Consider the following 23,993-nt stretch of genomic DNA (forward strand, 5'->3'; position numbering starts at 1 on the left):
CGGATGTTTCTACTTTTACTGAATAATAAAGTTTAAACTTTTAGTACCTCTATCGTTTATGTTTATTGAAAATGGATTGTCCTACTATCCCCATCAATTTCTATGGTCATTTCATGGTATCCATAGTACGAGAGTTCGTTTTCATAAATTTCCGGCCATTCTATGATGCAAAGTTCTGAGTTTTCAAGATATTCATCCATACCAATATCGTACACCTCTTCGATGGTATTGAGTCGGTAAAGATCAAAATGAAAAACTTTTCCTTTTGGAGTATTGTATTCGTTGACAATGGCATAAGTTGGTGAGGTAACGGTATCGGTACTGCCCATTTTCTTCAACAAAAACTGAGAAAATGAAGTTTTACCAGCGCCCAAATTTCCTTTTAGAACAAGAATTTTATATTTCAGGTGCGGGTAAATTTCATCCACCACTTGTTGCCAATCACCTATGTTATTAATTTTGAAATTCATGCAAAATATTTTCTTTGAGATGCAAATTTAACCATAATAAGTACGAAAATAAAAAGTCCCGGAAAATTTCCGGGACTTTACACTATATTAGAATAGTTGGTTATTTGAATAAATATTTAACACCGAAAGTGATGCTGTTCAAATTCAAACCGATACCGAAGTTATCCGTACTGCTACCTCCTTCTGGTTTGAAAGAATTGTAACCAAATTGACCGATTGTAGCTTCAAAAGACCAATTGTTGTTTACGAAATAATCCAAACCTGGTCTCAAGTTAACACCAAAAGAAGTGTAGTTAGCTTCTGTAGAAACACCAGCTACTTCATTTTTAACTTTTCCGAAAGCCATAGGCACATCCAATTGACCGAAAACGAACAATTTCTCACCTAAAGACCAATATTTTCTAGCGAAAGGCATAATTACAAATGCACTGTTTGTGTTTTTTGTAGTTATTGCAGTTGTGTTTTCAACAATAGAAGATTGGTAACCTAAAGCACCACCAACAGCGATAGTTGGAGTTACGAAAGTACCTACAGATGGTAAAATTGCAAAATTATCAACCGTTGTGTTAGATCCATTGTTATTGGTACGGTTGTACTCTACTTGTCCAGAGATGAATGAAGTTCCTTCGAAACCTGTAGATTGAGCTGAAGCCAATCCGAATGCAGCGATACCTGCTGCCATTAATAATTTTTTCATTGTTCCTATCTTTAATTTTTAAAGTATTGCAAATTTAGATGAGATGGAATTTGAAAAAAATGACGAAAATCATCGTTTCACATTTTAGAATAGGAATAAATTAAATTTTAGTCAAAAGAAAAGCCACCAACAATTGGTGGCTTTCATTATCAATATTTTTATTGATTTACTTGATGTAATATGAATATCCTAAATTGATAGCAGAAATTGTGCTTCCATTTTTAGATAATCCTTGGTATCCTAGAGAAACTTCTCCATTTCCGATGTGGTAAGCCGCTTTTGGCTGGTAATAAAATCCGCCATCGCTACTGCCTCCGCTACCAAAAACGAAACCGTAACCCAAATCTGCTGCTAAACTGAAGTTTTCAGCAATTTTATACTGTCCTGTTGCAGCAATAGGAACCATGCTCATGGTGTCGTACTTTACAGAAACAGGTCCATAATTTACTGTTTTTCCTAACCAAGCAGAATATCCCGAAGTAATCCCTGCAGAAAAGCTATCGGCTACAGGCCACATGTACGAAGCATCTGCTCCTAGTGTAAAGCTGTAAACATCTCCAGCGTCTCCTACCGGTAAACCAACATGTGCACCCAATTTAAAACCAGACTGTGCATTCATTGAACCAAAAAGTGCAAAAGCACCTAATAATAATAACTTTTTCATGATTTTGTAAATTTAATTTGTTAAACCTATATCAAAGATAATAAAAAAAATAATACAATTAACAAATTTTTAACAAATTTTTATTTTTATTTAACATAATACAAATCCTTAACAGCATGTATAACTTAGATAAGGACTTATAGATAACCTACTCTTCCCTTAACCGCTTCTCTTCTCTACCGTAGGCATTAATAATTTTCCTAACCACAGGATGTCGCACCACATCTTCCTCGGTTAGGTGTACAAAACCAATTTCATCAACATCTCTCAGAATTCTCATGGCTTCTTTCAATCCTGATTTTTGTTTTAATGGCAAATCGACCTGACTGGGATCTCCAGTAATGATAAACTTGGCATTCATCCCCATTCGGGTCAAAAACATTTTCATTTGAGAATGGGTGGTATTTTGAGCTTCATCGAGAATAACAAAGGCTTCATCCAAAGTCCTCCCTCTCATGAAAGCCAAAGGAGCCACTTCTATAATTTTTTTCTCAATAAAGCCTTCTAATTTTTCGTGAGGTATCATATCTCTTAATGCGTCGTATAGAGGTTGCAAATAGGGATCTAACTTTTCTTTTAAATCTCCGGGAAGAAAACCCAAACTCTCCCCCGCTTCTACCGCCGGTCTGGTCAGGATAATTCTTTTCACCTCTTTATCGCGCAATGCTCTTGCTGCAATTGCAACCGAAGTATAGGTCTTACCGGTTCCTGCCGGACCGATCGCAAAAACCATGTCTTTTTTCTCCACTTCTTTCACCAATTTTTTCAAATTGGTGGTTTTGGCCTTGATGATTTTCCCATTGACTCCTTTTACAATAATATCTTGATCAAAGACCAATTGTTTTTCGGATTCGTCTTTCAGTTTTAGGATGCTTTCTACATCTTTTACCGTTATCGAATTGTTTTTAGAAATAAAATCAACAATATCGTTTAGTTTAATCTTCAAAACATCCAAGGCCTCTTGATTTCCCATGGCGAAAATAAAATGATCTCTGCCCGTAATTTTTAGAGTGGGAAAACTGGATTTTATTAAATTAAAAAATTGATTATTAACTCCGTAAAAAGATTTGGAGTCAATATCCTTTAGTTCAAAAGTTAGCTCGTACATCATGTTCGTATTTAGATTCCTAAAGTTATCGTTTTTTTTTATAACCTCTGTCAATTTGTTATCCACATTCATTTTACATTCATGTAATTTTAAATTACTTTTGCAATTGGAGGTAAAAATTAGGTTCAAAACATGTCAATCATCACTTTAACAACAGATTTAGGATACACCGACCACAAAGTGGCTGCTATAAAAGGAAATATCTTATCCTTGAATTTCGATGCGAAAATCATAGACATCAGTCATAACATACAACCCCACAACCTTCTAGAAACTTCCTATATTGTAAGAAATGCCTACAAGCATTTTCCAAAAAACTCCATCCACATCATTGCGGTTGATGCTCTTTATCATCCTTCTAGACGCTTTTTATTGTGCAAAGTCAATGGACATTTTTTTTTAACCGCCGACAACGGTCTTCTGTCTTTAATTTTTTTCGATCTAAAGCCCGAATCTATTTTCGAAATTACCATAAACAACCGTTTTGATGATGTTGTAAAATGCAGCATCCTGGATATTTTCTTACCCGTCGCCAATCACCTATTAAACGGTGGCGTTCCGGAATTGATTGGCAGAAAAATTAACGATCCAAAAGAGCTCTCATTGCCAAAAGCTCAGTTCCTGCCAAATGAAAATATGATTGTAGGAGAAGTTATATACATCGATCATTATGGAAATGTGGTCTCCAACATTACCCAAGAAATGTTTAGCCAAAGCCATTCTGGGAATGACGAATTTAAGATTACATTCAGAAATCTAAACATCAAAAAAATTCATCAACATTATACAGAATTCATCAAAGATTATCAGAAGGAAAACAAATTTCACGGCAACCAATTGGCCCTGTTTAATGAGGCTGGATATTTAGAGATTTCCATCTATAAAGGCAGTAAGAACAACGGTGCCAAAACCCTATTTGGCTTGGACATTGGAGAAAAAATCTATGTTGAATTTTCAAAATTAAAATAACTCTAAAAAATAAACGAAATTTTTGTACTTTTGTGAAAATCTAAAATTTAAAAATGGCAGAATATAAATTATTACTCCCTTCCATGGGAGAAGGGGTGATGGAAGCTACAGTAATCAGCTGGCTCTTCAACGAAGGAGACCTGGTAAATGAGGACGATTCCGTAGTAGAAATTGCAACCGATAAGGTAGATTCCGATGTTCCGACACCAGTTTCGGGGAAAATTGTAAAAATTCTGAAACAAAAAGATGAAGTGGCTAAAGTTGGTGAAGCCATCGCTATTTTAGAAACTGAAGGTGGAGAAGCAACAAGCACTGCACCGATTCAAGAAAATAAAGCTCCTGAAACTGCACAACCTAGTGCACAGATCGTTGCCGAGCTTGAACAACCTTTGCAAAAAGTAGATCCCACACAATTCTCTGATGACCTATACTTGTCACCGTTGGTAAAATCCATCGTTACACAAGAAAACATCTCAGAAGCCGAACTTAAAACCATCAAAGGTAGTGGCTTAGAAAATAGAATTACTAAAGAGGACATTCTTCAGTTTGTTGCCAATAGAGGAAAGACGAGCCCTGCAGCAACTGCAGCTCCAGCAGCAACAAGTCCTGCTGTTGCACCTGCACCAACTCCTGTTGCCACCCCTGTTGGTGAAGGCGACGAAATTATCCAAATGGATAGGGTGAGAAAGATCATTGCTGATGCCATGGTGAATTCTAAGAGAATTTCTCCGCATGTTACTTCCTTTATCGAAACCGATGTAACCAATGTGGTAAAATGGAGAGCTAAGAACAAAAATACTCTTGAAAAAAGAGATGGTGAGAAACTAACATTCATGCCAATTTTCGTGAGAGCCGTTGTGAAAGCCATTCAGGATTTCCCAATGATCAATGTTTCTGTTGATGGTGATAAAATTATCAAAAAGAAAAACATCAATATTGGTATGGCAACTGCATTGCCGGACGGAAACCTTATTGTTCCGGTAATTAAAAATGCCGATCAATTGTCACTTTCAGGGTTGGCAAAAGCCATCAACGATTTGGCATACAGAGCTAGAAATAAAAAATTAAGACCAGAGGATACACAAGGAGCTACCTACACCATTTCTAATGTAGGAAGTTTCGGAAACCTAATGGGTACACCGATTATCCCACAACCACAGGTCGCTATTTTGGCCATTGGTGCTATTGTAAAAAAACCAGCAGTGGTAGAAACTCCAGAAGGAGACTTAATCGGTATCCGCCAATTGATGTTCATGTCACACTCTTATGACCACCGAGTGGTAGATGGATCTTTGGGAGGTATGTTCCTAAAACATGTACACGATTACCTGCAAAATTGGGATCTGGATACAGAAATATAATTCTAAAAGCAATACCTCTGAAAATCCTTCGGAGGTATTCTTTTTTTTAAACCAAAATTATTGAAACATGTCGTACATCATTCGCCAAGCAAAACCCGAAGATATTGAAATTGTTTTTGAACTCATGAAAAGCCTAGCCATTTACGAGAAAATGGAAGACGAGTTTGTAACCAACCCCGATACTTTGAGAAAAAATATTTTTGAAGACCAATTTGCATCTGTACTTATTCTAGAAGAAAGTGATGTTCCGGTTGGATTTGCGCTTTACTTTTTCAACTATTCCACATTTTTAGGGAAACCCGGCCTGTATCTAGAAGATCTTTTTATAGATCCCGCTAGTCGAGGAAAAGGTTATGGCAAAGCACTATTGGCCGAACTTGCACGGATTGCAAAAGAAAAAAATTGCGGCAGAATGGAATGGGCAGTACTCAACTGGAACGATCCAGCGATAGAGTTTTACAAATCTTTAGGGGCAAAACCAATGGACACTTGGACTGTTTATCGATTGGAACACGATAAAATTGAAGAATTATCCAAAAAATAAACAATAACGATTTAAAAATCTTTTGTTTATTTATAAAATAATTGTATTTTTGCACCTCGAAATTTTAATTAAAATCATTAACATTATGAACAACTACGAAACTGTTTTCATTTTAACTCCCGTTCTATCTGACGCGCAGGTGGAGGAAGCAGTGAAAAAATTTGAAGATCTTTTGACTTCACACAATTGCGAAATCGTTGCCAAAGAAAATTGGGGACTTAAGAAATTGGCTTACCCAATCCAATTGAAAAAGAACGGTTTCTATACTTTGATCGAATTCAAAGGAGAAGGAACTGTAGTAGCAGATTTGGAACTTGCTTTCAAGAGAGATGAAAGAGTAATCCGTTATCTAACTACTAAATTGGACAAACACGCTGTAGAATACGCTGTTACTAGAAGAGCGAAATTGAAAGCAGCTAAAGCTTAATCATTAACCCATTAAAAGAAAAAGACATGGCAATAGACGAAATGGCAAAACAAGCCTCTAATGGTGGCGAATCTGAAGTAAAATTCCTTACACCACTAGATATCAATACAAAATCTGAAAAGAAATATTGTAGATTCAAAAAATACGGTATCAAGCATGTTGATTATAAAGATGCTGACTTCTTGTTACAATTCGTAAACGAGCAAGGAAAAATCCTTCCAAGAAGATACACCGGAACTTCTTTGAAATACCAAAGAAAAGTATCTGCAGCCATCAAAAGAGCAAGACACTTGGCAATGTTGCCGTATGTGGCTGACCTTTTGAAATAATAAAAAATTACAATTAGCCATTAGCCTCAAAGCTTTTGGCTATTTGTTGCTGAATATATCAATTAATTCTAACTGTTTTAGATCGTGATAACATCACTTCATTCTAAAATCTAAACAAGACAACAACAATGGAAATTATCCTAAAAAAAGATGTAGAAAACTTAGGACTTGAGTTTGATACCGTAAATGTAAAACCAGGTTATGCAAGAAACTTCTTGATCCCTCAAGGTTATGCATTATTAGCAACTCCAAAAAACAAAGCAGCTCTAGAAGCAACTTTGGAAGAAAGAAAAGAAGAAGAAGCTAAATTGATCGCTGCAGCTAACGCTATTGTTGAGCAATTAAAGAAAACGACCATCACCATTGCTACAAAAGTAGGTTCTGGAGACAAACTTTTCGGTTCTATCAACAACGCTAACCTTTCTGAAGAATTGGCTAAAGCAGGTGTTATCGTTGACAGAAAATACATCAAAATCCCTGGTAACTCTATCAAGAGAACTGGTAAAGTTGAGGCTTTGATCAGACTACACAGAAATGTAGAGTACAATTTCGAATTCGATATCGTATCCGATGCTCCAGTTGAAGCTCCTAAAAAAGAAGAAGTAAAGTCTGAAGAGGCTTAATTCTAAATTTTAAGAAATACCATGAGAAGCTGTCCGAAAAGGTCAGCTTCTTTTTTTTCTCCTAAAATAGAAAATCAAGTATATTTGATGAACTAAAACTAAAGTATGAATTTTGAGGTTCTGGTTCAGCAACAAAAATCCTTTTTTGAAAATCAAAATACGGCATCCATTCCGTACAGATTAGAACAACTAAAAAAACTAAAAGATCTGATCATAAAACATGAAGAAGATCTGTACGAAGCGGTTTACAAAGATTTCAAAAAATCAAAATTCGACACCTATACCACAGAGATTTCATTTGTAATTCATGAAATCAATTTTTATTTAAAAAATCTCAAAAAACTCTGCAAATCCAAAAGAGTTAAAACCAATTTAATCAACCAAGTTGCCAAAAGCTGCATCTTGCCAGAGCCTTTGGGAAACATCTTGGTCATTGGAGCTTGGAACTATCCCATACAACTGTCCATTTTGCCCTCAATAGCTGCATTGGCTGCAGGAAATACCGTAATCCTAAAACCCAGCGAATTGGCCAGTCATACGGCTTCTGCCCTAGCCGGTATTATCAATTCCCACTTTGATGAAGGATATTTTAAAGTAATAGTAGGTGGAATTGAAGAAACAACTGAGCTTCTAAAGAATAGATTCGATAAAATATTTTTTACCGGAAGTACATCGGTTGGAAAACTCATATACAAAGCAGCCGCCGAAAACCTAAGCCCCGTTGTTCTGGAATTGGGCGGGAAATCTCCTGCAATTGTGACTAAAAACGCCGATCTAAAAATCGCAGCCAAAAGAATTGTTTGGGGTAAATTTCTAAATGCCGGACAAACCTGTGTGGCTCCGGATTATGTATTGGTGGACGATCAAGTTAAAAATGAATTTCTAAAGGTATTGAAAGAATACCTCATCCTGTTTGATTATTCTAAAATTTCTGAACACTATCCTCAAATCATCAACACAAAAAATTTTCATAGACTGACGAGTTATATTGATGGGGATAAGATTTTTTTTGGAGGTCAATACGATGAAAACAATCGATATTTTTCACCAACCGTCCTCTACCCTTCTACTTGGACGGATAAAGCCATGCAAGACGAAATTTTCGGTCCTATCTTGCCCGTCATCCCTTACGATGATCTAGATTCGGTTCTTAAAAAAATTCGATCTTTAGAAAAACCTCTTTCAGCCTATATTTTCACAAAAAATAAAGATGAGAAAAAACGATTTCTGAACACCATTTCTTGCGGAGGAACTTGCATCAACGATGTTGTCATGCACATCACCAATCCTCATCTTCCGTTTGGAGGTGTGGAAAATTCAGGCTTTGGAAATTATCACGGAATACACGGTTTCCAGACTTTTTCTCATTACAAAGCAGTATTGGAAAAGAGCTCTTTTCCAGAACCCAATTGGAAATACCCGCCTTACAATGAGAAAAAGCTAAAATGGATCAAACGGATTCAATAAAAATCATTGGGTAAGATAGGCATACAATTCATCTTTTAGATGCATGCGTTTCTTCCTAAGGTCGGTCAGATGATCGTCTGTGGTGTGATTGACTTCATCCTTTTCGTAGTGGAGAATGAGAGCATTCAACTCTTCATAATTTACAAACATTTTTTTGAAATTTTCATCAGAAACCTTTAACTCCGTAATTTTTTGGATGTGCTCTGGGAAGTCGTGTGCTAAAGTATGATTTTCCATGATTCAAAATTTAATAATTGGTTAGGTTAAATTTAAGAAATAATTTATTGAAAATCACCACGATTCTGTACAAAAAAAACAAAAAAACAACGACATATATCATACATCGTTGCTTTCAGTAGCCCCATGAGGAATCGAACCTCAACCTAAAGAACCGGAATCTTTAATTCTATCCATTAAACTATAGGGCCAAAAAATTGGGAAAATTAATTCCCTAATTTATCTTTTTAAAATACAATTTTTACTCCACCTGTGATTTGTGCTCCAAGAACTTTGTAGCCTTGAAATCTTTGGTATTTCGAGTTTAGCAAATTGTTTCCGAGCGCGAAAATACTGAAATTTTTGTGGACTTTGTACTCAGCGGACAAATTCAGATCGGCATAGCCTCCGATTTTGGCATCTTTCTTTTCAACAGAATCGTACAATATAGGATTGATGGCATTCTGTGTCAATTCAAAACCATTGCTGTGTGCATCCGTTCTAAAAATTCCTTTGAAACCCAAAAGTAATTTATTGTCCAAAACTGCATATTTTGCACCAATACTGGCGTTCAACAAAGGTTTGTTGTAGATTTCATCGTAATGATCCAATTTGTATTGTGTGAATTGAGCTTCGGCATCCAAGGACAAATTCTGCATCGGAAAATACTGTATTGATCCTTTTATATGGCTTAGATTTCCACTATCGTAGGTAGCTGAAAAAACATTGGCATAGTTGTACGCCGAACGATTTTGGGTATATAAATTGTCGAAAATTGAATTGGCTTGGTAAAATAAAATATTTTCCAATTTTCCGAAACCTGCCGACACATCGTACTTCAACTCTTGGTTAATGTCCCCCTTCAAACCAAAATAAAATTGATATTTGGTTTTTGTCGGTAACAAAAGTTGGTCCGAAACCAAAAAAGGATTTTCCTTCAACATTTCGGAATACGAATTCAGTTTTATACCGCCATCAACTCCTGTGTAGAATTTGAACATGTCATCGGCATCGTACTGAAATTCGGCTTTTGGAAACCATTTGAATTTAAACGACTCCGAATAATTGGGCACCATCAAACTTTCAAATTCACTGTTTAACAAACTGAAATGAGAACTGATGGTAAGTTTGGATCGGTCATAACCCAAGACAAATTTGGGTACAAAATCCAACAATAAATATTTAGAATTGTTTTTGTTGAGCAAATCAAAACGGGTATCTTGACCTTGGACATTAATCCCAAAATCCATACGAAAATTGATGTCGTCTTTGAAAGTCGTTTCGTATTTCGACAAATTCAGATGAGCTTCTGAAGAGCTTTCTTTTGCCGAAAAATGATCCGAAAGAAAATTACTCTTAAAGCTTAAGTCTTTGAAAATGGGATTATCGTAAAACTCGTACATACCTCTTACCCCAAATTGGTTTACTTTCTGTTGCAAATCGATAGAACCAACGGTTGGAAAGGCGTAGATGCCGTAATAATTATAGTTGTCCAAACCGTATTCTGCAGTGACATTCAGTCTTCCCAATTTACCATAATGGTTTAAAAACGCCGCAATATCTGCCTTGGTCGATTTGGAATCCCAATCGTACTCGTTCTTCAGGCCGGTTGTGGAGAGGTAATGCACATCGGCTCCGACTTCAAAATTATTCTCCAAAGCTGTAGAAATATTGGCATCGCCCAAGATTTTCCCATAATTTCCCATACCAAAACGAACATAATTGCTGTAATTTTCTGTTTTAAATTTTGGTGAAATGTCCGTTCTTTCTATGGTCGAAGTTTTGAAATCCGATACGGCTTCTACATCTTTGATTGAATATTTCAAATTCAAAGAGTCTTCAACTTTTTTGGATTGTGGCGGATAATTTTTGACCAAGTTAACCGCTGTTTTCTTTTTTTCGATTTTTTTAATTTCCGGTTCTCTTTTTCGGTCCAAGATCAATTTTTCTTCCTTGATTTGAGCTTGAGCCAACATTGAAATTCCTAAAAACAACAACGAAAATGCTTTTATGCCTACAGCCTTCATTGGTTTTTCAAATAATAATGATGATGAAATTATGTGATGATGATTCATTTTTTCTGATTTAAAAATTTTTGAAATAGCGAAAATTAAAAAATTATTTTATCGATTTTTTAATGGCTTGAGCTTCGTTTACAATCTCTGGATAATCTCCGTAATGATTGATGATTTGATCGCAAGTATAACTGGCTTGGTAATGATCCTTCAGGCCAACATAATTTTGCGCCATCAACACCAAAGATTTAGCTCCCCAATATTCTTCAGTTGCATAATTATTTGCCAACTTAAAGATGGTTTCGTTGGATGCTTTATAACTTTTCGATTGATTTTGGTAATAGGCTTTGGCATAGGTTGCTTCTGCTGCCACTGCGGTATTGCTGGATTTTTCCAAACTTGCAAATTGAGCTTTCGCTTCTTTGTCTCTACCTTTTTGCATCAAAATTCTCGCTTTCAGTACCTTCGCCGATTCCTGAACGGCAATGGAGTTTTTGGTATTCGCAATCACCAGATTGGCATATTTTTCGGCTTTCGAATAGTCTTTTTTCAAACCATAAATTTTCATCAATTCCAAATTGGCGAAATTTTTAATGGTGACATTGGCCGAATTTTCTAATGCCAACAACTGCTTTTCAGCTTCAGCAATATTGTTTTGAGCCAAATAAATCTGTGCCACTCTGGTCTGTGCATCTTCTTGATAATCGTTCTGGATCTGAGCTACCTCTTGCAATACCAATAAAGATTTTGCTGTTTCTTGGGTTTGATACAAGCTCTCTCCCAATTCATATTTGGCTTGGTACAATCCCTCACCTGTTGGGTTTTGGCTTAAGTATTTTTCAAACAACGGAATGGCTTTTTTATAGTCTTTTTTAGTAAAATTGCTTTTGGCCAAATTCAAATTCAGCTCTTCTTTATCCGAAGCATTCAGCTTGATGCCCAAAGAATTGGCAAATTTTTCGTATCCATCGCTATCGCTCGTTTTTAGATAGGCCGGTTTTGCAGCTTGTACAATTTTCTCGGCAAAAGCGGTATTTTTATACTCAGCTCCTAATTTATTGAACTCGGCGATGGCTTTGTCGCTCTCGTTTTGTTCAATCAAATTCTGTGCTTTATAAATTTTGGCATTCGCCAGTAAATCTCTATCCTGACTTTCGGCAATCACCTTGATCAAGAAATCGTTGGATTGCTTAAACTCATTTTGTGCAGCATAAGCCGATCCAATTTCGAACCAAGCATCATCCACATAATCGGATTTGGGATATTTGGAAACCAATGTTTTTAGTTGTTGTATTTTTCCAGAATAATCGCCCTTGAAACCAAGAGCCAACGCTTTTTGGTATTGAGAATAATCGTCCAGATTTTCTACTTTGTTGTAAATGGCAATGGCTTCATCCAAATTGTTCAAAGCATAATAAGAGTCGGCCAATCGAAGTTCTGCATCGTTTTTAAACTCGGATTTTGGATTTTTTAAATAATCGGTAAAATAGAGTTTGGCATTATTAAAATCTTTGGATTTAAAATAAGCATAGCCCAAGTCGTAATTGAGCTGACCCTTTTCTTCAAAATTTTGTCCAGACAATTGTTTGAAATTGTCAATTGCATCATTTAATTGACCCTTTTGGTAATAGGTCTGTCCCAACCAATACAGTGCACGATTGTAAAAATCTTGGTTCAAGCTAAACGCCAACGATCTTTTGAAGTAGTTTTCTGCACTGTCGTAATTGCCTTTGTTGTACTCTTCCGTACCCAGTAAGAAAGATACTTCTTGATTAATTTTTTCGGTTTCAGAAGTTTGCTTTGGCAACTTGTCTATAGCATCCAAAGTTTCTTTAAAATTTCCAGAATACAAATAGGATTTTACCAACAATTTTCTGATTTCATCGGTTTTCTCGCTTTTAGGATATTTAGCAATGTATTTTTGAATGACTTGAGGGGCACTCTCAAAAGGGTTACCTATTTCATAACTCAATTTTGCATATTGTTCATGTGCATATTGTTGCACCAACGGATCGTATGACATTTCGTAAGACGATCTGAAAGCTGAAAGTGCTTCTTGCTTTTTACCGGTTTGCAAATACGCATTTCCCAATTGGTAATAGGCATTTTGTGCCATTGCCGAATTGGAGTTAAGCAATTGGTTGTAGTAAGAAACGGCTTCGTCGTACTTCTGCAGCTTGGCAGCAACAAATCCCATTTCATACAAATCGCTTTCCGACGGTTTTTCTTGATGCTGTATGTATTCTTTTAGATGAGGATACGCCGCTGAGTAATCGTTTTTCATAAAATAACTTTCACCGATAATTTTATGAACTTCCTGCTTGTACGAGTCGGATACATTTTCATTTAGCAACAACTGTCCTTCGGTAATGGCTTTTGTAAAATCGCCTTGGTTGTAGTATAGTTGTACATAATACGGTTGTAGCAATTGTCTGTATTTTTCATTGTTTTTGATCTGATCAAAATACAAAAAGGCTTTATCGTTCTGCTGTTTGGCATAATAAAGATGTCCCAACATGTAGGCCACCGATGGTTTTTCATTTTCATCCACCACATCGTAAGCATCTTCCAAGGTATGAATGGCATTTTTGGTGTTGCCGGTCATGAATTGTGCATAGCCCAACTTAAGTATATACTGGGTATTCTCGGATCTTGAAAGTTGATACTGATTTACTTTTTTCAGCGTTTCTAAGGCTTTAGGAAAATCTCTTTTTGACAAATAATAATCGGCCAAAGGCAGATGAGCTTGAGAAAAATAAGCCGATTGTGGATATTCTTTCATGAAGGCTTCCAGCCCTTTTTCGCCGTATTTTTTTTGCATCAATACCCCAATGATGGTGTCGTAAAAGTAGGCTGCTTCTTTTTTAGAATGATCCAAAGTTTGATTATAAAAATACTGCTGGGTATAATTGTATTGGGCAGCATTGAATACTTTGGTTTTGAAAAGGTTGTCGGAAAAATCCCAATGATAATCCTCTTGATTGTTGTAATATGTCGATTGTTGGGCATTGCCTAGGGTATAAAAAAATACGGCAGTTGCCAAAAGCATCTTTTTTGTGTCCATTGAAATCCGGAATTTTTAACAGATTAATTATTTGAGTTACGAATAAAATAGATTAAATTTTATCCACAATTTTATCAACGAAAATATAAAAAACTTATTGCTTGACCAAATAAAACTAACATTGTGGAAATGTGGATAAGTCATACCCTCTGATTCTACAAATTTTCTGTATTGACTTTTTTCTTTTAAAAAATCAATTCCTAACCAAAAGAAGATGGTAAGAAATCGTAATTAATAAAAGAAACATGAAAACCAACTTCAAATTGTTTTTTCATCAAAAATATCCCATTATATAGTTCATTTTTTATCGAAATGATTACTTTTGTTTTTATCATTATTGAAAATATACAAAATGAATCAGCTTTTTAGAAGAAAAATATACAATGCAAACGACCGTCCTTCTGGACTTTTAAGAGTTTTGGGCGTTTGGGACATCGTTTTTTTTGGAATTGCAGCCATTATTGGTGCCGGTAGTTTTTCCAGTTTGGGCGAAGCCATATTCAAAGGAGGACCCGGTGTTATTGTGTTGTATATCATTTGTGGTTTTGCTTGTGCTTTTACAGCGCTTTGCTATGCTGAATTTGCCAGTAGAATTCCCACGGCAGGATCGGCGTACACCTATGCCTATGCAAGTTTCGGAGAATTAATCGCATGGATTATTGGTTGGGCTCTCATCATGGAATACTCCTTTGGGAATATCTATGTTGCATTTTCATGGTCGGATTATTTTACTTCCTTCCTTGGAAGGTTGGGTTTTCATATTCCAGAATTTCTCACTTGCAGTTATTCCGAAGCACATAAAGCGTTTTTGGCTCAATCGACCAATAAAGACCTGATCACGGCTTGGACTTCTGCTCCAACAATTGGAGGCCTAAAGTTTATCGTTGATGTCCCTGCCTTAGCGATCAATGCTTTGATAACCTATGTCTGTTACCGTGGAGTAAAAGAGAGTAAAAACTTGAACAATCTCTTTGTTTTAATGAAACTTGCTGTTATCCTTTTGGTCATTTTTGTAGGGGGTGCTTATGTACAAACAGAAAATTGGACACCAATTAATCCGCAAACCGGAGATTCTGGTTTTATGCCCAACGGTTTTGCGGGAGTCATGTCTGCCATTTCAGGAGTTTTCTTTGCCTATATCGGCTTTGATGCCCTCAGTGTTTTGGCAGAAGAAACAAAAAATCCGGAGAAAAACCTTCCAAAAGGAATGATCATCTCGTTGGTGCTTTGTACTTTAATCTACATTGCGCTCACATTGGTACTAACCGGAATGGTAGATTATAGAAAATTTGACGGCATTGGAGATCCTTTGGCTTTTATTTTTGAACAATCCAACGCCAACATTGCTTGGATGGAATTGGTGGTATCCTTTGTAGCCGTTGTCGCCATCACTACGGTATTGTTGGTATTCCAGATGGGGCAGCCAAGAATATGGTATGCCATGAGTAGAGACGGATTGTTGCCAAAAAAATTTCAAGACATACACCCAAAATACAAAACTCCGTCGTATGCAACCATCATGACAGGTATTGTCGTTGGCTTGCCTATTTTATTTACAGACAAATCTTTCATATTGGACTTCACCAGTATAGGAACGATCTTCGCATTTGTCTTGGTGTGCGGAGGAGTTTTGCTGCTGCCAAGAAAAGAAAAACTTCCGGGTCGTTTTCACCTTCCATACATCAACGGTAAGTGGATATTTCCGATTCTTTTCATCGGCGGATTGTTTGGTTTTTATCTTTGGCAACCCGATTTTTTCAAAACTTTATTGGACTGGTCGGATCCAAATGAAGGCGAGTTTAGATTTTCCATGACTATTTTCATCATTATTAATCTCATTTTGTGTGGAGTTGCTTTTGTAAAAAACCTATCGCTCATCCCATTAATTGGGCTTTGCTCTTGCCTTTATCTTTTAACCGGGATGACACACAACAACTGGTTTTGGTTCGGATTGTGGTTTTCCATCGGATTGGTAATTTATTTTGTATATGGAAAACGAAATTCTGTTTTGGGCAAAACACCAGAAAACGATTAGAATTTTACACTTAAAAATAGAAAATAAGCTGTCCTGACTTTTTGGACAGCTTTTTTTATTAAAAAAACAAAAATTTGGATTGTATAAAAAATAAACTGTAATATTGCAAAAGTAATCATCAAGAGTTTCTGATTTTTCAGAATACCAACCGAGCTTTAACCTGCCACGGTGGTTTAGAATGAGGGCAAACCTGCCAAAACAATTAGGTTATCTCCCAAAAAATTTCTCTTGCGATGATTTGTAATTATTAACATTATAAATTATGCACTATGACCCATCATCCACATTTTAGTACAGAAAAAGCCACTGTACACAAAGAAGGCACAACCTACAAAGACGATTTCGGTGTTGGCAACATTTCTGATTTTCGAAAATTAGCCTTTATTGAATACGATCTTGGGATTGCCGAAGCACCCATCCTCTATTTTTATAGAATTACTGATGACGATTACCTACAATGGATCGATGTTTTTTTAGATGACGAAAATGATGAAAAATCGATTCTTGAAGCTTCAAAAGAGCCACTAAAAATTGTTTGTCAGTACAAATATGATTATGATTTTAGCTTTATTGATAATATTCTCATTGCGTTTGCTGAATTTATTCATGGAAGAAGTATGTATGACGGACGCATTATCCAATTTAAATCAGAAATTATCTCAAACGCTCATTTTCTTCAAATTCAAAAAAATATTGCAGATCGAAAAAAGGGAATTGTAGAAAGCATACTTCTGGAATTCACGAAAGAAAACAATCTTTTTCCTAAAGTACATGATGCCAAAAAAGGATTATATTTTAGCCAATGTGTGAATTCAGAAAACCATTATTTACCGATTTCTATAAGTCCCGGAAAAGAAGAATGGGGCTGCGGATATTGCGGAAGAAAAGGCGGAATCGAAGAATTGAAACAATGGATATCAGAGAAAAAACAATCAAAAAATTAAGAATATGGACACAAGATTTAACGAAAAAAGCAATCAAGATTTAGTTGATATTTTCAATAAAGAAGTTGGAAATCCGGGTTGGTGCACTACTAGAGCAAAGTTTCTATCAGAACTAAGAGCAGAAATGCTTGGTAGAACGATAGATTTTAGTTTAATAACACATAAAGATTCATTGCATCTTTCAAAAAAAATAATTCTAGTGAAAGATAAAATTGTTTTTGAAAAAAATGGAGAAATTGACCCTAAAATAAGTTTGTGAAAGTGTTATAAAAACAAGAAGCTGTCCGAATAGCCCGGACAGCTACTTGCTTGTTAATCAAGGCGTTCGCATTTAAATTTTATGCTATTGTGAAAGCAATGCTTCTATGAAAAGAACTCTCTATTACAAACCAAAAACTTATGTGACTATGTGGTGAAAATATTAAAGCACATAGATTCATAGACTTTTTAAGTAAAATAATGAATAAAAGAGGTCATAGAAAATAAATTTTTCACATAGTTTTTTAAAAGTGAATGCCGTGGCTTGTTAATACTTGTTGAGGATTATCCCAAAAAATCTTTTTCCAAATCCAAAGGCAACATGTAGCTTCCGTTTTTGTACACACGCATGTTACCACCGGAAATTTCATCGATTAAGATGATCTCTCCACTTTTTTTGCAACGACCAAACTCCAGTTTGATGTCGTACAAATCCAATCCTTTTCTGGACAGGTCATCCTTGATGATGTTGCAGATGGTCTTTGTTTTTTCTTTTAGAATTTTATATTCATCTTTCGATAAAATTCCTAAAGCATCCAAAGCATCATCGGATATGGTAGGATCTCCCCTTTCATCGTCTTTAATGGTTACTTCAACAAAAGAATCCAAAGGTTGTCCTTCGGTAACATAAGCACCGTATCTTTTTAGGAAGCTTCCCACAGCACGATATCTACAGATTACTTCTAAGCCTTTCCCGAAGGTTGTCGCTTCTTTTACCGTCATGGTTACCGCATCGATATCGGCATCTACATAATGCGTATCGATGTTACGAGATCCCAAAAGCTCAAAAAAATGTTTGGTCATTTTCAAGCCACTTTTCCCTGCTCCATCAATCGTAAGTCCTACGGTATTGGCACCTGGATCAAAAACTCCATTTTCCCCAGTGACATCATCTTTAAATTTTAGCAATACCAAATCGTTCTCTAGACTGTACACATTTTTTGTTTTTCCTTCGTACTTTAAGTTCATTTTTTTTAGATTTATTTAGGGTCAAAATTACATTAAATAATTAAAAACAAATTCCCAATGTCCGTTTACTTTTTCTATTTTCTGTAATAAATGGTGTAAATGAAAAAAGCTGCCCTACTGGACAGCTTCTACATATTATGTATTTGGAAAATTCGATTTTGAAGGTGGGAGTTTGGTTTCTAAACTTCCTTTGAAAGTCTCTGCCGTGGACATAGCGACTACCAAATCGTTGAGCATGGAACTGGCCGCTGTTGGTGAGTTGGGCAACAAGACCAAGTTGCTTCTGTTGTTGGCTCCTACCGATTGCAAGGTATCGTAATGTTGCGTTACCACAATAAGCGCAGAAGCTTCTTGGGCATTGATGTTTACGGAATTCAGCATATCTACAGATTCTTGTAAGCCTTTTGCTATCTCTCTTCTTTGGTCGGCAATCCCTTGTCCTTGCAATTTTTTAGACTCAGCTTCGGCTTTTGCTACGGCAACAATACGGATTCTTTGAGCTTCAGACTCGTATTCTGCAGCTGTTTTCTCTCTTTCAGCAGCATTGATGCGGTTCATGGCGTGTTTTACTTGTTCATCCGGATCAATATCGGTTACCAACGCCTTGATGATGTCGTATCCATAGCTTTGCATAGCTTCTTGCAGTTCTCCTTTTACAGCAACAGCGATATCATCTTTTCTTACAAAAACATCGTCCAATTTCAGTTTTGGCACTTCTGCTCTTACCACATCAAAGACATACGATGTAATTTGGCTTTCAGGAAATTCCAATTTATAATAGGCATCTGCTACTTGATCTCGAATGACCTGATACTGCACAGAAACTTTCATCTTCAAGAAAACATTGTCCAAAGTTTTGGTGTCTATCATGACATCCAATTGTTGAATTCTAAGGTTCATTCTTTTAGAAATCTGATCGATGTACGGGATTTTCAGTTGCAGACCTGCATGTCGAACCGAGTGAAACTTCCCTAATCGTTCTACAATAGCAGCAGTTGCTTGTTTTACGATAAAAAATGAGGCAAAAAGTGTGACCAGCCCCAAAAATAATAGTACTCCTAAAAACGCCATAATTTTTTTATTTTTTTGTGTTAATTTATTAGAACCTGTTTAAACTTTATCGAAATATTTATTTTTAATCATTTTTGTATTTCTTATCTATTTTTTCGTTTTCTTTTCAGCGTATTTTCTCTTTTAATTTCTTGTTTTAGCCCGCTAAAACTTCGAATTTTAAATAGAAAATCCATCTAAAAACACCTACAAAGAAATGAGACACAAAATGTAAACAGACTCTTATTCGAAATGGAAAGATACAAATAAAAACCGTTCGGAAAAGATTTTTTTTACATGGTCATTCCAATATCAATCCCTTTAATTTTTCTGTACAAATCGGTTGCAAAATTATCCGTCATACCGGAAACGAAATCCAATACTCCCAATACTTTTTGGTAAACCGTGCCCTGATCATAATGAAATTGAGAAGGCATTAATTGTAAGGCTTTCTTCTCATAACTTTTCCTGTCGTCTTTATTTTTGATAACCGGTGGTATAAAATGATTGAGCAACTCGTACATGACATTGTACCCGGCGTTCTCTATCTCTACCACCGAACGGTGGTTGTATATTTTGGAGATGGAGAATTGTTCGATCTCGCTAAGAGATGGGCTGGATTGTTTAACCGTATCAATCAGACCGATGTTGTGCGTGCCGTTTACAATACTTTCAAAGTGTTTTTTGTACAAATCCATTCCCGAAACGATAAGAGAGCCAATAAGTTTGGCTCGGAGGTACGATATTTTTTCGTTTGAATTTTGCATAGAACAAAGTTTCTGTTCTATCCTTTTCATGTCGTCGCTCGTGGTTTGGTTGATGACTTCTAAAAACAACGATTCGCAATCGTGAGTAGATATAATGCCCAATCTGTGAGCATCTTCCATATCGATAATGTTGTAGCAAATATCGTCTGCCATCTCTACCAACCAAACGAAGGGATTTCTCTTATAGATCAAGGGTTCTTCGCTTTCAATCGATAGGGCTGTTTGACTTGCTATTTTCTTAAAAGTTTCTTTTTCATTTTGGAAAAAACCAAATTTCTTTCTGTTGATTGCTCCTTTTTTCTTTGCAATAGCCTCACAAGGATATTTGGCAATACTGGACAAGGTAGAAAAAGTAAGTTGTACACCGCCTTCATCTTTACCATTTTGTTGATGTGTTAAAACTCTGATGGCATTCGCATTTCCTTCGAAATTTATAAGATCGGCCCATTCTTTATCCGTGAAAAAAAACTTCAGCTCCGATTGATTTTTCTCAAAATAAGAAGCAATGGCATCTTCACCGGAATGTCCAAAGGCAGGATTTCCAACATCATGACAGAGACAGGCTGCCGCAACGACAGATTGCAAATCGTAAAGATAAAATTGCAACGACTCTGGACTTAGGTAATTTTCATACTCTTTTTGAATAAACTCACCAGCCAAACTTCCCAAACTCCTCCCCACAGAAGAGACCTCGAGGGAATGCGTAAGTCTATTGTGCACAAAGACACTTCCCGGTAGCGGAAAAACCTGAGTTTTATTTTGCAATCTTCTGAAAGCGGAAGAAAAAATGAGCCTGTCAAAATCCCTCTGAAAATCTGTTCTGGACACTTTTCTCGGGCTGTGATCTCCTGTTCTTTGGTTGGTGTATAAATGATTAAGTTGTTCCATAATATAAAATACAATCATCGGTAGATCTTGTACAATACCGATGGAAATAAGGATATCAAAAGTAAGACAACCTCTCTATACTTACAAATTAGTTCTACAATAATTCATAAATGTATTCCTAAAAAATTTTAACCTCTTTTATTACTTCTAAACACAAACAAAAAAATCCCGATTGCTCGGGATTTTCTATTATTATTTGATTGAAAATTACATGTAAGCTTCAATAGGTTCGCAGGTACAAACCAAGTTTCTATCTCCGTAGGCTTCATCGATTCTAGAAACGGTTGCAAAGAATTTGTGATCTCTAACCCAATCCAAAGGATAGGCTGCTTTTTCTCTGCTGTACGGCTTGTCCCAAGCATCAGAAATAACCAATTGTTCGGTATGCGGTGCGTTCTTCAATACATTATTTGCAGCATCTGCTTCACCGTTTATTACTTCATCAATTTCTTTTTTGATGTTGATCAAAGCTTCAGCAAATCTATCGATTTCGGCTTTGCTTTCCGATTCAGTAGGTTCTATCATCAAAGTACCTGCCACTGGGAAAGATACTGTTGGTGCATGGTAACCGTAATCCATCAATCTTTTCGCAACATCTGCCACTTCAATACCAATTGATTTGAACTGACGGAAATCTACGATACACTCGTGAGCCACTCTTCCGTTTTCATTAGCATAAAGAATTGGGAAATGTTCTGACAATACTTCTTTCAAATAATTGGCATTCAAAATAGCATGAGCCGTAGATTTCATCAATCCTTCAGTACCCAACATTTTGATATACGCATACGAGATGTTTTGTACCAAAGAAGATCCGTAAGGAGCTGCAGAAATCGCATCGATAGCAGTTTCTTCTCCAATTTTGATGTTCGGGTTAGATGGCAAGAACGGAACCAAATGTGCCGCAACACAGATAGGCCCAACTCCAGGTCCACCTCCACCGTGAGGGATTGCGAAAGTCTTGTGTAAGTTAAGGTGACAAACATCTGCTCCGATATTTCCTGGACTTGTAAATCCAACTTGGGCATTCATGTTAGCACCATCCATATATACTTGACCTCCGTTATCGTGAATTAGTTTTGTAATTTCCTTGATATTGGCATCAAAGAAACCGTAAGTGGATGGGTAAGTAATCATCACACACGATAGGTTGTCTTTGTGCTGTTCTGCTTTGGCTTTCAAATCTTCAAAATCAATTTCTCCATTTTCAAGATTTTTAACCACCACCACTTTCAATCCTGCCAATACTGCAGAAGCCGGGTTGGTTCCGTGTGCAGATTGAGGAATCAAAACGACATTTCTATGTCCTTCATTTTTGGATTTTTGGAATTCTCTGATGACCATTAACCCGGCATATTCACCTTGAGCACCTGAATTGGGTTGAAGAGAAGTACCCGCAAAACCGGTAATTTCTGCTAAATCTTTTTCCAATTCGGCAATCATCGTTTGATATCCTTTTGCTTGATCTACAGGTACAAATGGGTGAACACCACCCCATTCTGCCCATGACAACGGTAACATTTCAGCTGCAGCATTCAGCTTCATGGTACAAGAACCAAGAGAAATCATGGAATGCGTAAGAGAAAGGTCTTTTCTTTCCAATCTCTTGATGTATCTCATCAATTCGGTTTCTGTGTGGTATTTTTTGAAAACATCATCGGTCAGGATGGCATCTCTTCTCAACATTTCTGTTGGAATGCTTGTTTTATCTTCTAGAACAAGTGCAACTGTTGCTTGATCTTTAAACGAAGCCAAAGCAGCAACCAATTTTTCTAATTTGGCCACAGAAGTTGTTTCGTCCAAAGCGATGCTTACAAAATCGGTTGTGAAATAGTTAAGGTTGATTTCATTTTCTTCCATTTTAGCTTTTAACAATTGCTTGTCAATCTCGTTCATTTTAATGGAAACGGTATCAAAAATTGTTTGATCTACCACATCATACCCCAAAGCCGTTGCTGCAGTTTTCAACGCATTGGCTTTTGCATGAACCTGATCTGCAATATATTGTAGTCCAGATGCACCGTGATAAACACAGTACATACCTGCCATTACGGCCAATAAAACTTGGGCTGTACAAATGTTAGAAGTTGCTTTTTCTCTTTTGATGTGTTGCTCTCTGGTTTGTAGAGCCATTCTTAGTGCTCTCCTACCGTACATGTCTTGAGAAACCCCGATAATTCTTCCCGGAATATCTCTTTTATAATCTTCTTTACAAGTGAAGAATGCAGCGTGAGGTCCACCGTAACCCATTGGGATACCAAATTTCTGGGTTGTACCAACAGCACAATCTGCACCTAGATCTGCAGGAGATTTTAATTTAACCAAAGCCAAAGGATCACAAGCAAGTGCTACTTGCAAAGACAATTCTTTGTATTTTTTAATAATTTCAGTATAATCGACTACAACACCATTTTTACCAGGGTATTGCAATAAAACACCGAAGAATGTAGCATCCAATTCCATTGAATTGAAGTCTCCTACTACGATGTCGATGTCCAAACCATCCGCTTTTGTCATAAGAACCGCTATGGTCTGTGGCAACACCAAATCCGAAACAAAAAACTTATTGGCGTTGGATTTTTTTTGATCTTTGGATCTGTTGCTGAAGAACATGTGCATTGCTTCTGCAGCTGCCGTACTTTCGTCCAGCAAAGAGGCATTAGCCAAAGGCAATCCTGTAAGGTTAGAAACCACCGTTTGGAAATTCAATAGAGCCTCCAATCTACCTTGTGCTATTTCTGCTTGGTAAGGTGTATAAGCCGTGTACCAGCTTGGGTTTTCAAAAATATTTCTTTGAATGGCTGCCGGTAAAATAGTTCCGAAATATCCAAATCCGATATAATTATCGTACAATTTATTTTGTGAAGCCAAATCTTTGGAATGAGCAAGCATTTCATATTCGGATAGAGGTGCCGAGATCTCCAAATCCTTTTCCAAACGGATGGATCCAGGAATGGTTTGGCTAACTAACTCATCGATTGAATTTACTCCAATTCGTTTCAACATAGCCTCTGTATCGGCTTGTGAAAGGGAAATGTGACGGTTCACAAATTGTTGTGTGTTCATATTTTTTTATTAGATTTTATACGAAAAATTGAAAGCGTAAAAGTACAATTTTTTGCATAATT

At 36.5% G+C, this 23,993-nt stretch carries 21 protein-coding genes, 1 tRNA gene and 1 riboswitch; of the genes, 10 read left to right on the forward strand and 12 right to left on the reverse strand.

Translation table 11 applies throughout. The annotated features are described in order from the left end of the window. Positions 1-62 precede the first annotated feature (62 nt). The 4 genes from tsaE to EIY84_RS03355 form a co-directional block, all read right to left on the reverse strand. Positions 63-470, reverse strand: a complete 408-nt coding sequence (gene tsaE / locus EIY84_RS03340; protein ID WP_124640499.1) for a tRNA (adenosine(37)-N6)-threonylcarbamoyltransferase complex ATPase subunit type 1 TsaE — start codon at positions 468-470, stop codon at positions 63-65. A 100-nt stretch (positions 471-570) separates the two neighbouring features. After that, a complete protein-coding gene (locus tag EIY84_RS03345; protein WP_124640500.1) occupies positions 571-1,167 on the reverse strand; it encodes an outer membrane beta-barrel protein in 597 nt (198 codons plus the stop codon). Between the two features lie 166 nt (positions 1,168-1,333). Next, positions 1,334-1,831, reverse strand: a complete 498-nt coding sequence (locus EIY84_RS03350; protein ID WP_124640501.1) for a hypothetical protein — start codon at positions 1,829-1,831, stop codon at positions 1,334-1,336. Between the two features lie 148 nt (positions 1,832-1,979). After that, positions 1,980-2,939 carry a PhoH family protein gene (locus EIY84_RS03355; protein ID WP_124640575.1) on the reverse strand — a complete coding sequence of 320 codons (960 nt, stop codon included), beginning with the start codon at positions 2,937-2,939 and terminating at the stop codon, positions 1,980-1,982. A 132-nt stretch (positions 2,940-3,071) separates the two neighbouring features. Between EIY84_RS03355 and EIY84_RS03360 the strand changes: the two genes are divergently transcribed. From EIY84_RS03360 to EIY84_RS03390, 7 genes are all read left to right on the forward strand, one after another. Next, a complete protein-coding gene (locus tag EIY84_RS03360; protein ID WP_124640502.1) occupies positions 3,072-3,908 on the forward strand; it encodes an SAM hydrolase/SAM-dependent halogenase family protein in 837 nt (278 codons plus the stop codon). A 53-nt stretch (positions 3,909-3,961) separates the two neighbouring features. Beyond that, positions 3,962-5,269 (forward strand): dihydrolipoamide acetyltransferase family protein, encoded by a 1,308-nt coding sequence (locus EIY84_RS03365; RefSeq protein ID WP_124640503.1) that lies wholly within the window; start codon positions 3,962-3,964, stop codon positions 5,267-5,269. A gap of 67 nt (positions 5,270-5,336) precedes the next feature. Then, positions 5,337-5,813: a GNAT family N-acetyltransferase gene (locus EIY84_RS03370; protein ID WP_124640504.1), complete on the forward strand. Its 477-nt coding sequence runs from the start codon at positions 5,337-5,339 to the stop codon at positions 5,811-5,813. Between the two features lie 85 nt (positions 5,814-5,898). Next, on the forward strand, positions 5,899-6,240 hold the full coding sequence (rpsF, locus tag EIY84_RS03375; RefSeq protein WP_124640505.1) for a 30S ribosomal protein S6: 342 nt from the start codon (positions 5,899-5,901) through the stop codon (positions 6,238-6,240). A gap of 26 nt (positions 6,241-6,266) precedes the next feature. Further along, positions 6,267-6,569 carry a 30S ribosomal protein S18 gene (gene rpsR, locus EIY84_RS03380; protein ID WP_124640506.1) on the forward strand — a complete coding sequence of 101 codons (303 nt, stop codon included), beginning with the start codon at positions 6,267-6,269 and terminating at the stop codon, positions 6,567-6,569. A 128-nt stretch (positions 6,570-6,697) separates the two neighbouring features. After that, a complete protein-coding gene (gene rplI, locus EIY84_RS03385) occupies positions 6,698-7,192 on the forward strand; it encodes a 50S ribosomal protein L9 (RefSeq protein WP_124640507.1) in 495 nt (164 codons plus the stop codon). A gap of 105 nt (positions 7,193-7,297) precedes the next feature. Beyond that, on the forward strand, positions 7,298-8,659 hold the full coding sequence (locus EIY84_RS03390; RefSeq protein ID WP_124640508.1) for an aldehyde dehydrogenase: 1,362 nt from the start codon (positions 7,298-7,300) through the stop codon (positions 8,657-8,659). Positions 8,660-8,662: 3 nt separating this feature from the next. On the opposite strand, the gene EIY84_RS03395 is transcribed toward EIY84_RS03390, so the two are convergent. The 4 genes from EIY84_RS03395 to EIY84_RS03410 all read right to left on the reverse strand — a co-directional run bounded on the left by EIY84_RS03395 (position 8,663) and on the right by EIY84_RS03410 (position 13,954). Then, the gene (locus EIY84_RS03395; RefSeq protein WP_124640509.1) at positions 8,663-8,896 is read right to left on the reverse strand and encodes a YdcH family protein; all 234 of its coding nucleotides are present in this window, start codon (positions 8,894-8,896) and stop codon (positions 8,663-8,665) included. A gap of 119 nt (positions 8,897-9,015) precedes the next feature. Then, positions 9,016-9,087, reverse strand: a tRNA-Arg gene (locus EIY84_RS03400). A gap of 36 nt (positions 9,088-9,123) precedes the next feature. Continuing rightward, the gene (locus EIY84_RS03405; protein WP_241154722.1) at positions 9,124-10,950 is read right to left on the reverse strand and encodes a TonB-dependent receptor; all 1,827 of its coding nucleotides are present in this window, start codon (positions 10,948-10,950) and stop codon (positions 9,124-9,126) included. Positions 10,951-10,993: 43 nt separating this feature from the next. Further along, the gene (locus tag EIY84_RS03410; RefSeq protein ID WP_124640510.1) at positions 10,994-13,954 is read right to left on the reverse strand and encodes a tetratricopeptide repeat protein; all 2,961 of its coding nucleotides are present in this window, start codon (positions 13,952-13,954) and stop codon (positions 10,994-10,996) included. A 352-nt stretch (positions 13,955-14,306) separates the two neighbouring features. On the opposite strand from EIY84_RS03410, the gene EIY84_RS03415 reads away from it, so the two are divergent. From EIY84_RS03415 to EIY84_RS03425, 3 genes are all read left to right on the forward strand, one after another. Continuing rightward, on the forward strand, positions 14,307-15,989 hold the full coding sequence (locus tag EIY84_RS03415; protein WP_124640511.1) for an APC family permease: 1,683 nt from the start codon (positions 14,307-14,309) through the stop codon (positions 15,987-15,989). Between the two features lie 110 nt (positions 15,990-16,099). Further along, a riboswitch (SAM-I-IV-variant riboswitch) is annotated at positions 16,100-16,200 on the forward strand. A 58-nt stretch (positions 16,201-16,258) separates the two neighbouring features. Then, complete coding sequence (locus EIY84_RS03420; protein WP_124640512.1) at positions 16,259-16,933, forward strand: hypothetical protein; 675 nt, start codon at positions 16,259-16,261, stop codon at positions 16,931-16,933. 4 nt (positions 16,934-16,937) lie between these two features. Then, positions 16,938-17,192, forward strand: a complete 255-nt coding sequence (locus EIY84_RS03425; protein ID WP_124640513.1) for a hypothetical protein — start codon at positions 16,938-16,940, stop codon at positions 17,190-17,192. Positions 17,193-17,476: 284 nt separating this feature from the next. Here EIY84_RS03425 and EIY84_RS03430 read toward each other — a convergent pair whose 3' ends face one another. The 4 genes from EIY84_RS03430 to gcvP all read right to left on the reverse strand — a co-directional run bounded on the left by EIY84_RS03430 (position 17,477) and on the right by gcvP (position 23,931). Continuing rightward, entirely contained in the window at positions 17,477-18,160 is a 684-nt protein-coding gene (locus tag EIY84_RS03430) for a phosphoribosylaminoimidazolesuccinocarboxamide synthase (protein ID WP_124640514.1), read from the reverse strand. Positions 18,161-18,295: 135 nt separating this feature from the next. Continuing rightward, positions 18,296-19,231: an SPFH domain-containing protein gene (locus EIY84_RS03435; protein ID WP_124640515.1), complete on the reverse strand. Its 936-nt coding sequence runs from the start codon at positions 19,229-19,231 to the stop codon at positions 18,296-18,298. Between the two features lie 272 nt (positions 19,232-19,503). Next, positions 19,504-20,865, reverse strand: coding sequence for a dGTP triphosphohydrolase (dgt, locus tag EIY84_RS03440; protein ID WP_124640516.1), 1,362 nt, complete (start codon positions 20,863-20,865; stop codon positions 19,504-19,506). A 207-nt stretch (positions 20,866-21,072) separates the two neighbouring features. After that, on the reverse strand, positions 21,073-23,931 hold the full coding sequence (gene gcvP / locus EIY84_RS03445) for an aminomethyl-transferring glycine dehydrogenase (RefSeq protein WP_124640517.1): 2,859 nt from the start codon (positions 23,929-23,931) through the stop codon (positions 21,073-21,075). Between the last annotated feature and the right edge of the window lie 62 nt (positions 23,932-23,993).

It is taken from the genome of Amniculibacterium aquaticum (genome assembly GCF_003852705.1).
Classification (GTDB): Bacteria; Bacteroidota; Bacteroidia; order Flavobacteriales; family Weeksellaceae; genus Amniculibacterium; species Amniculibacterium aquaticum.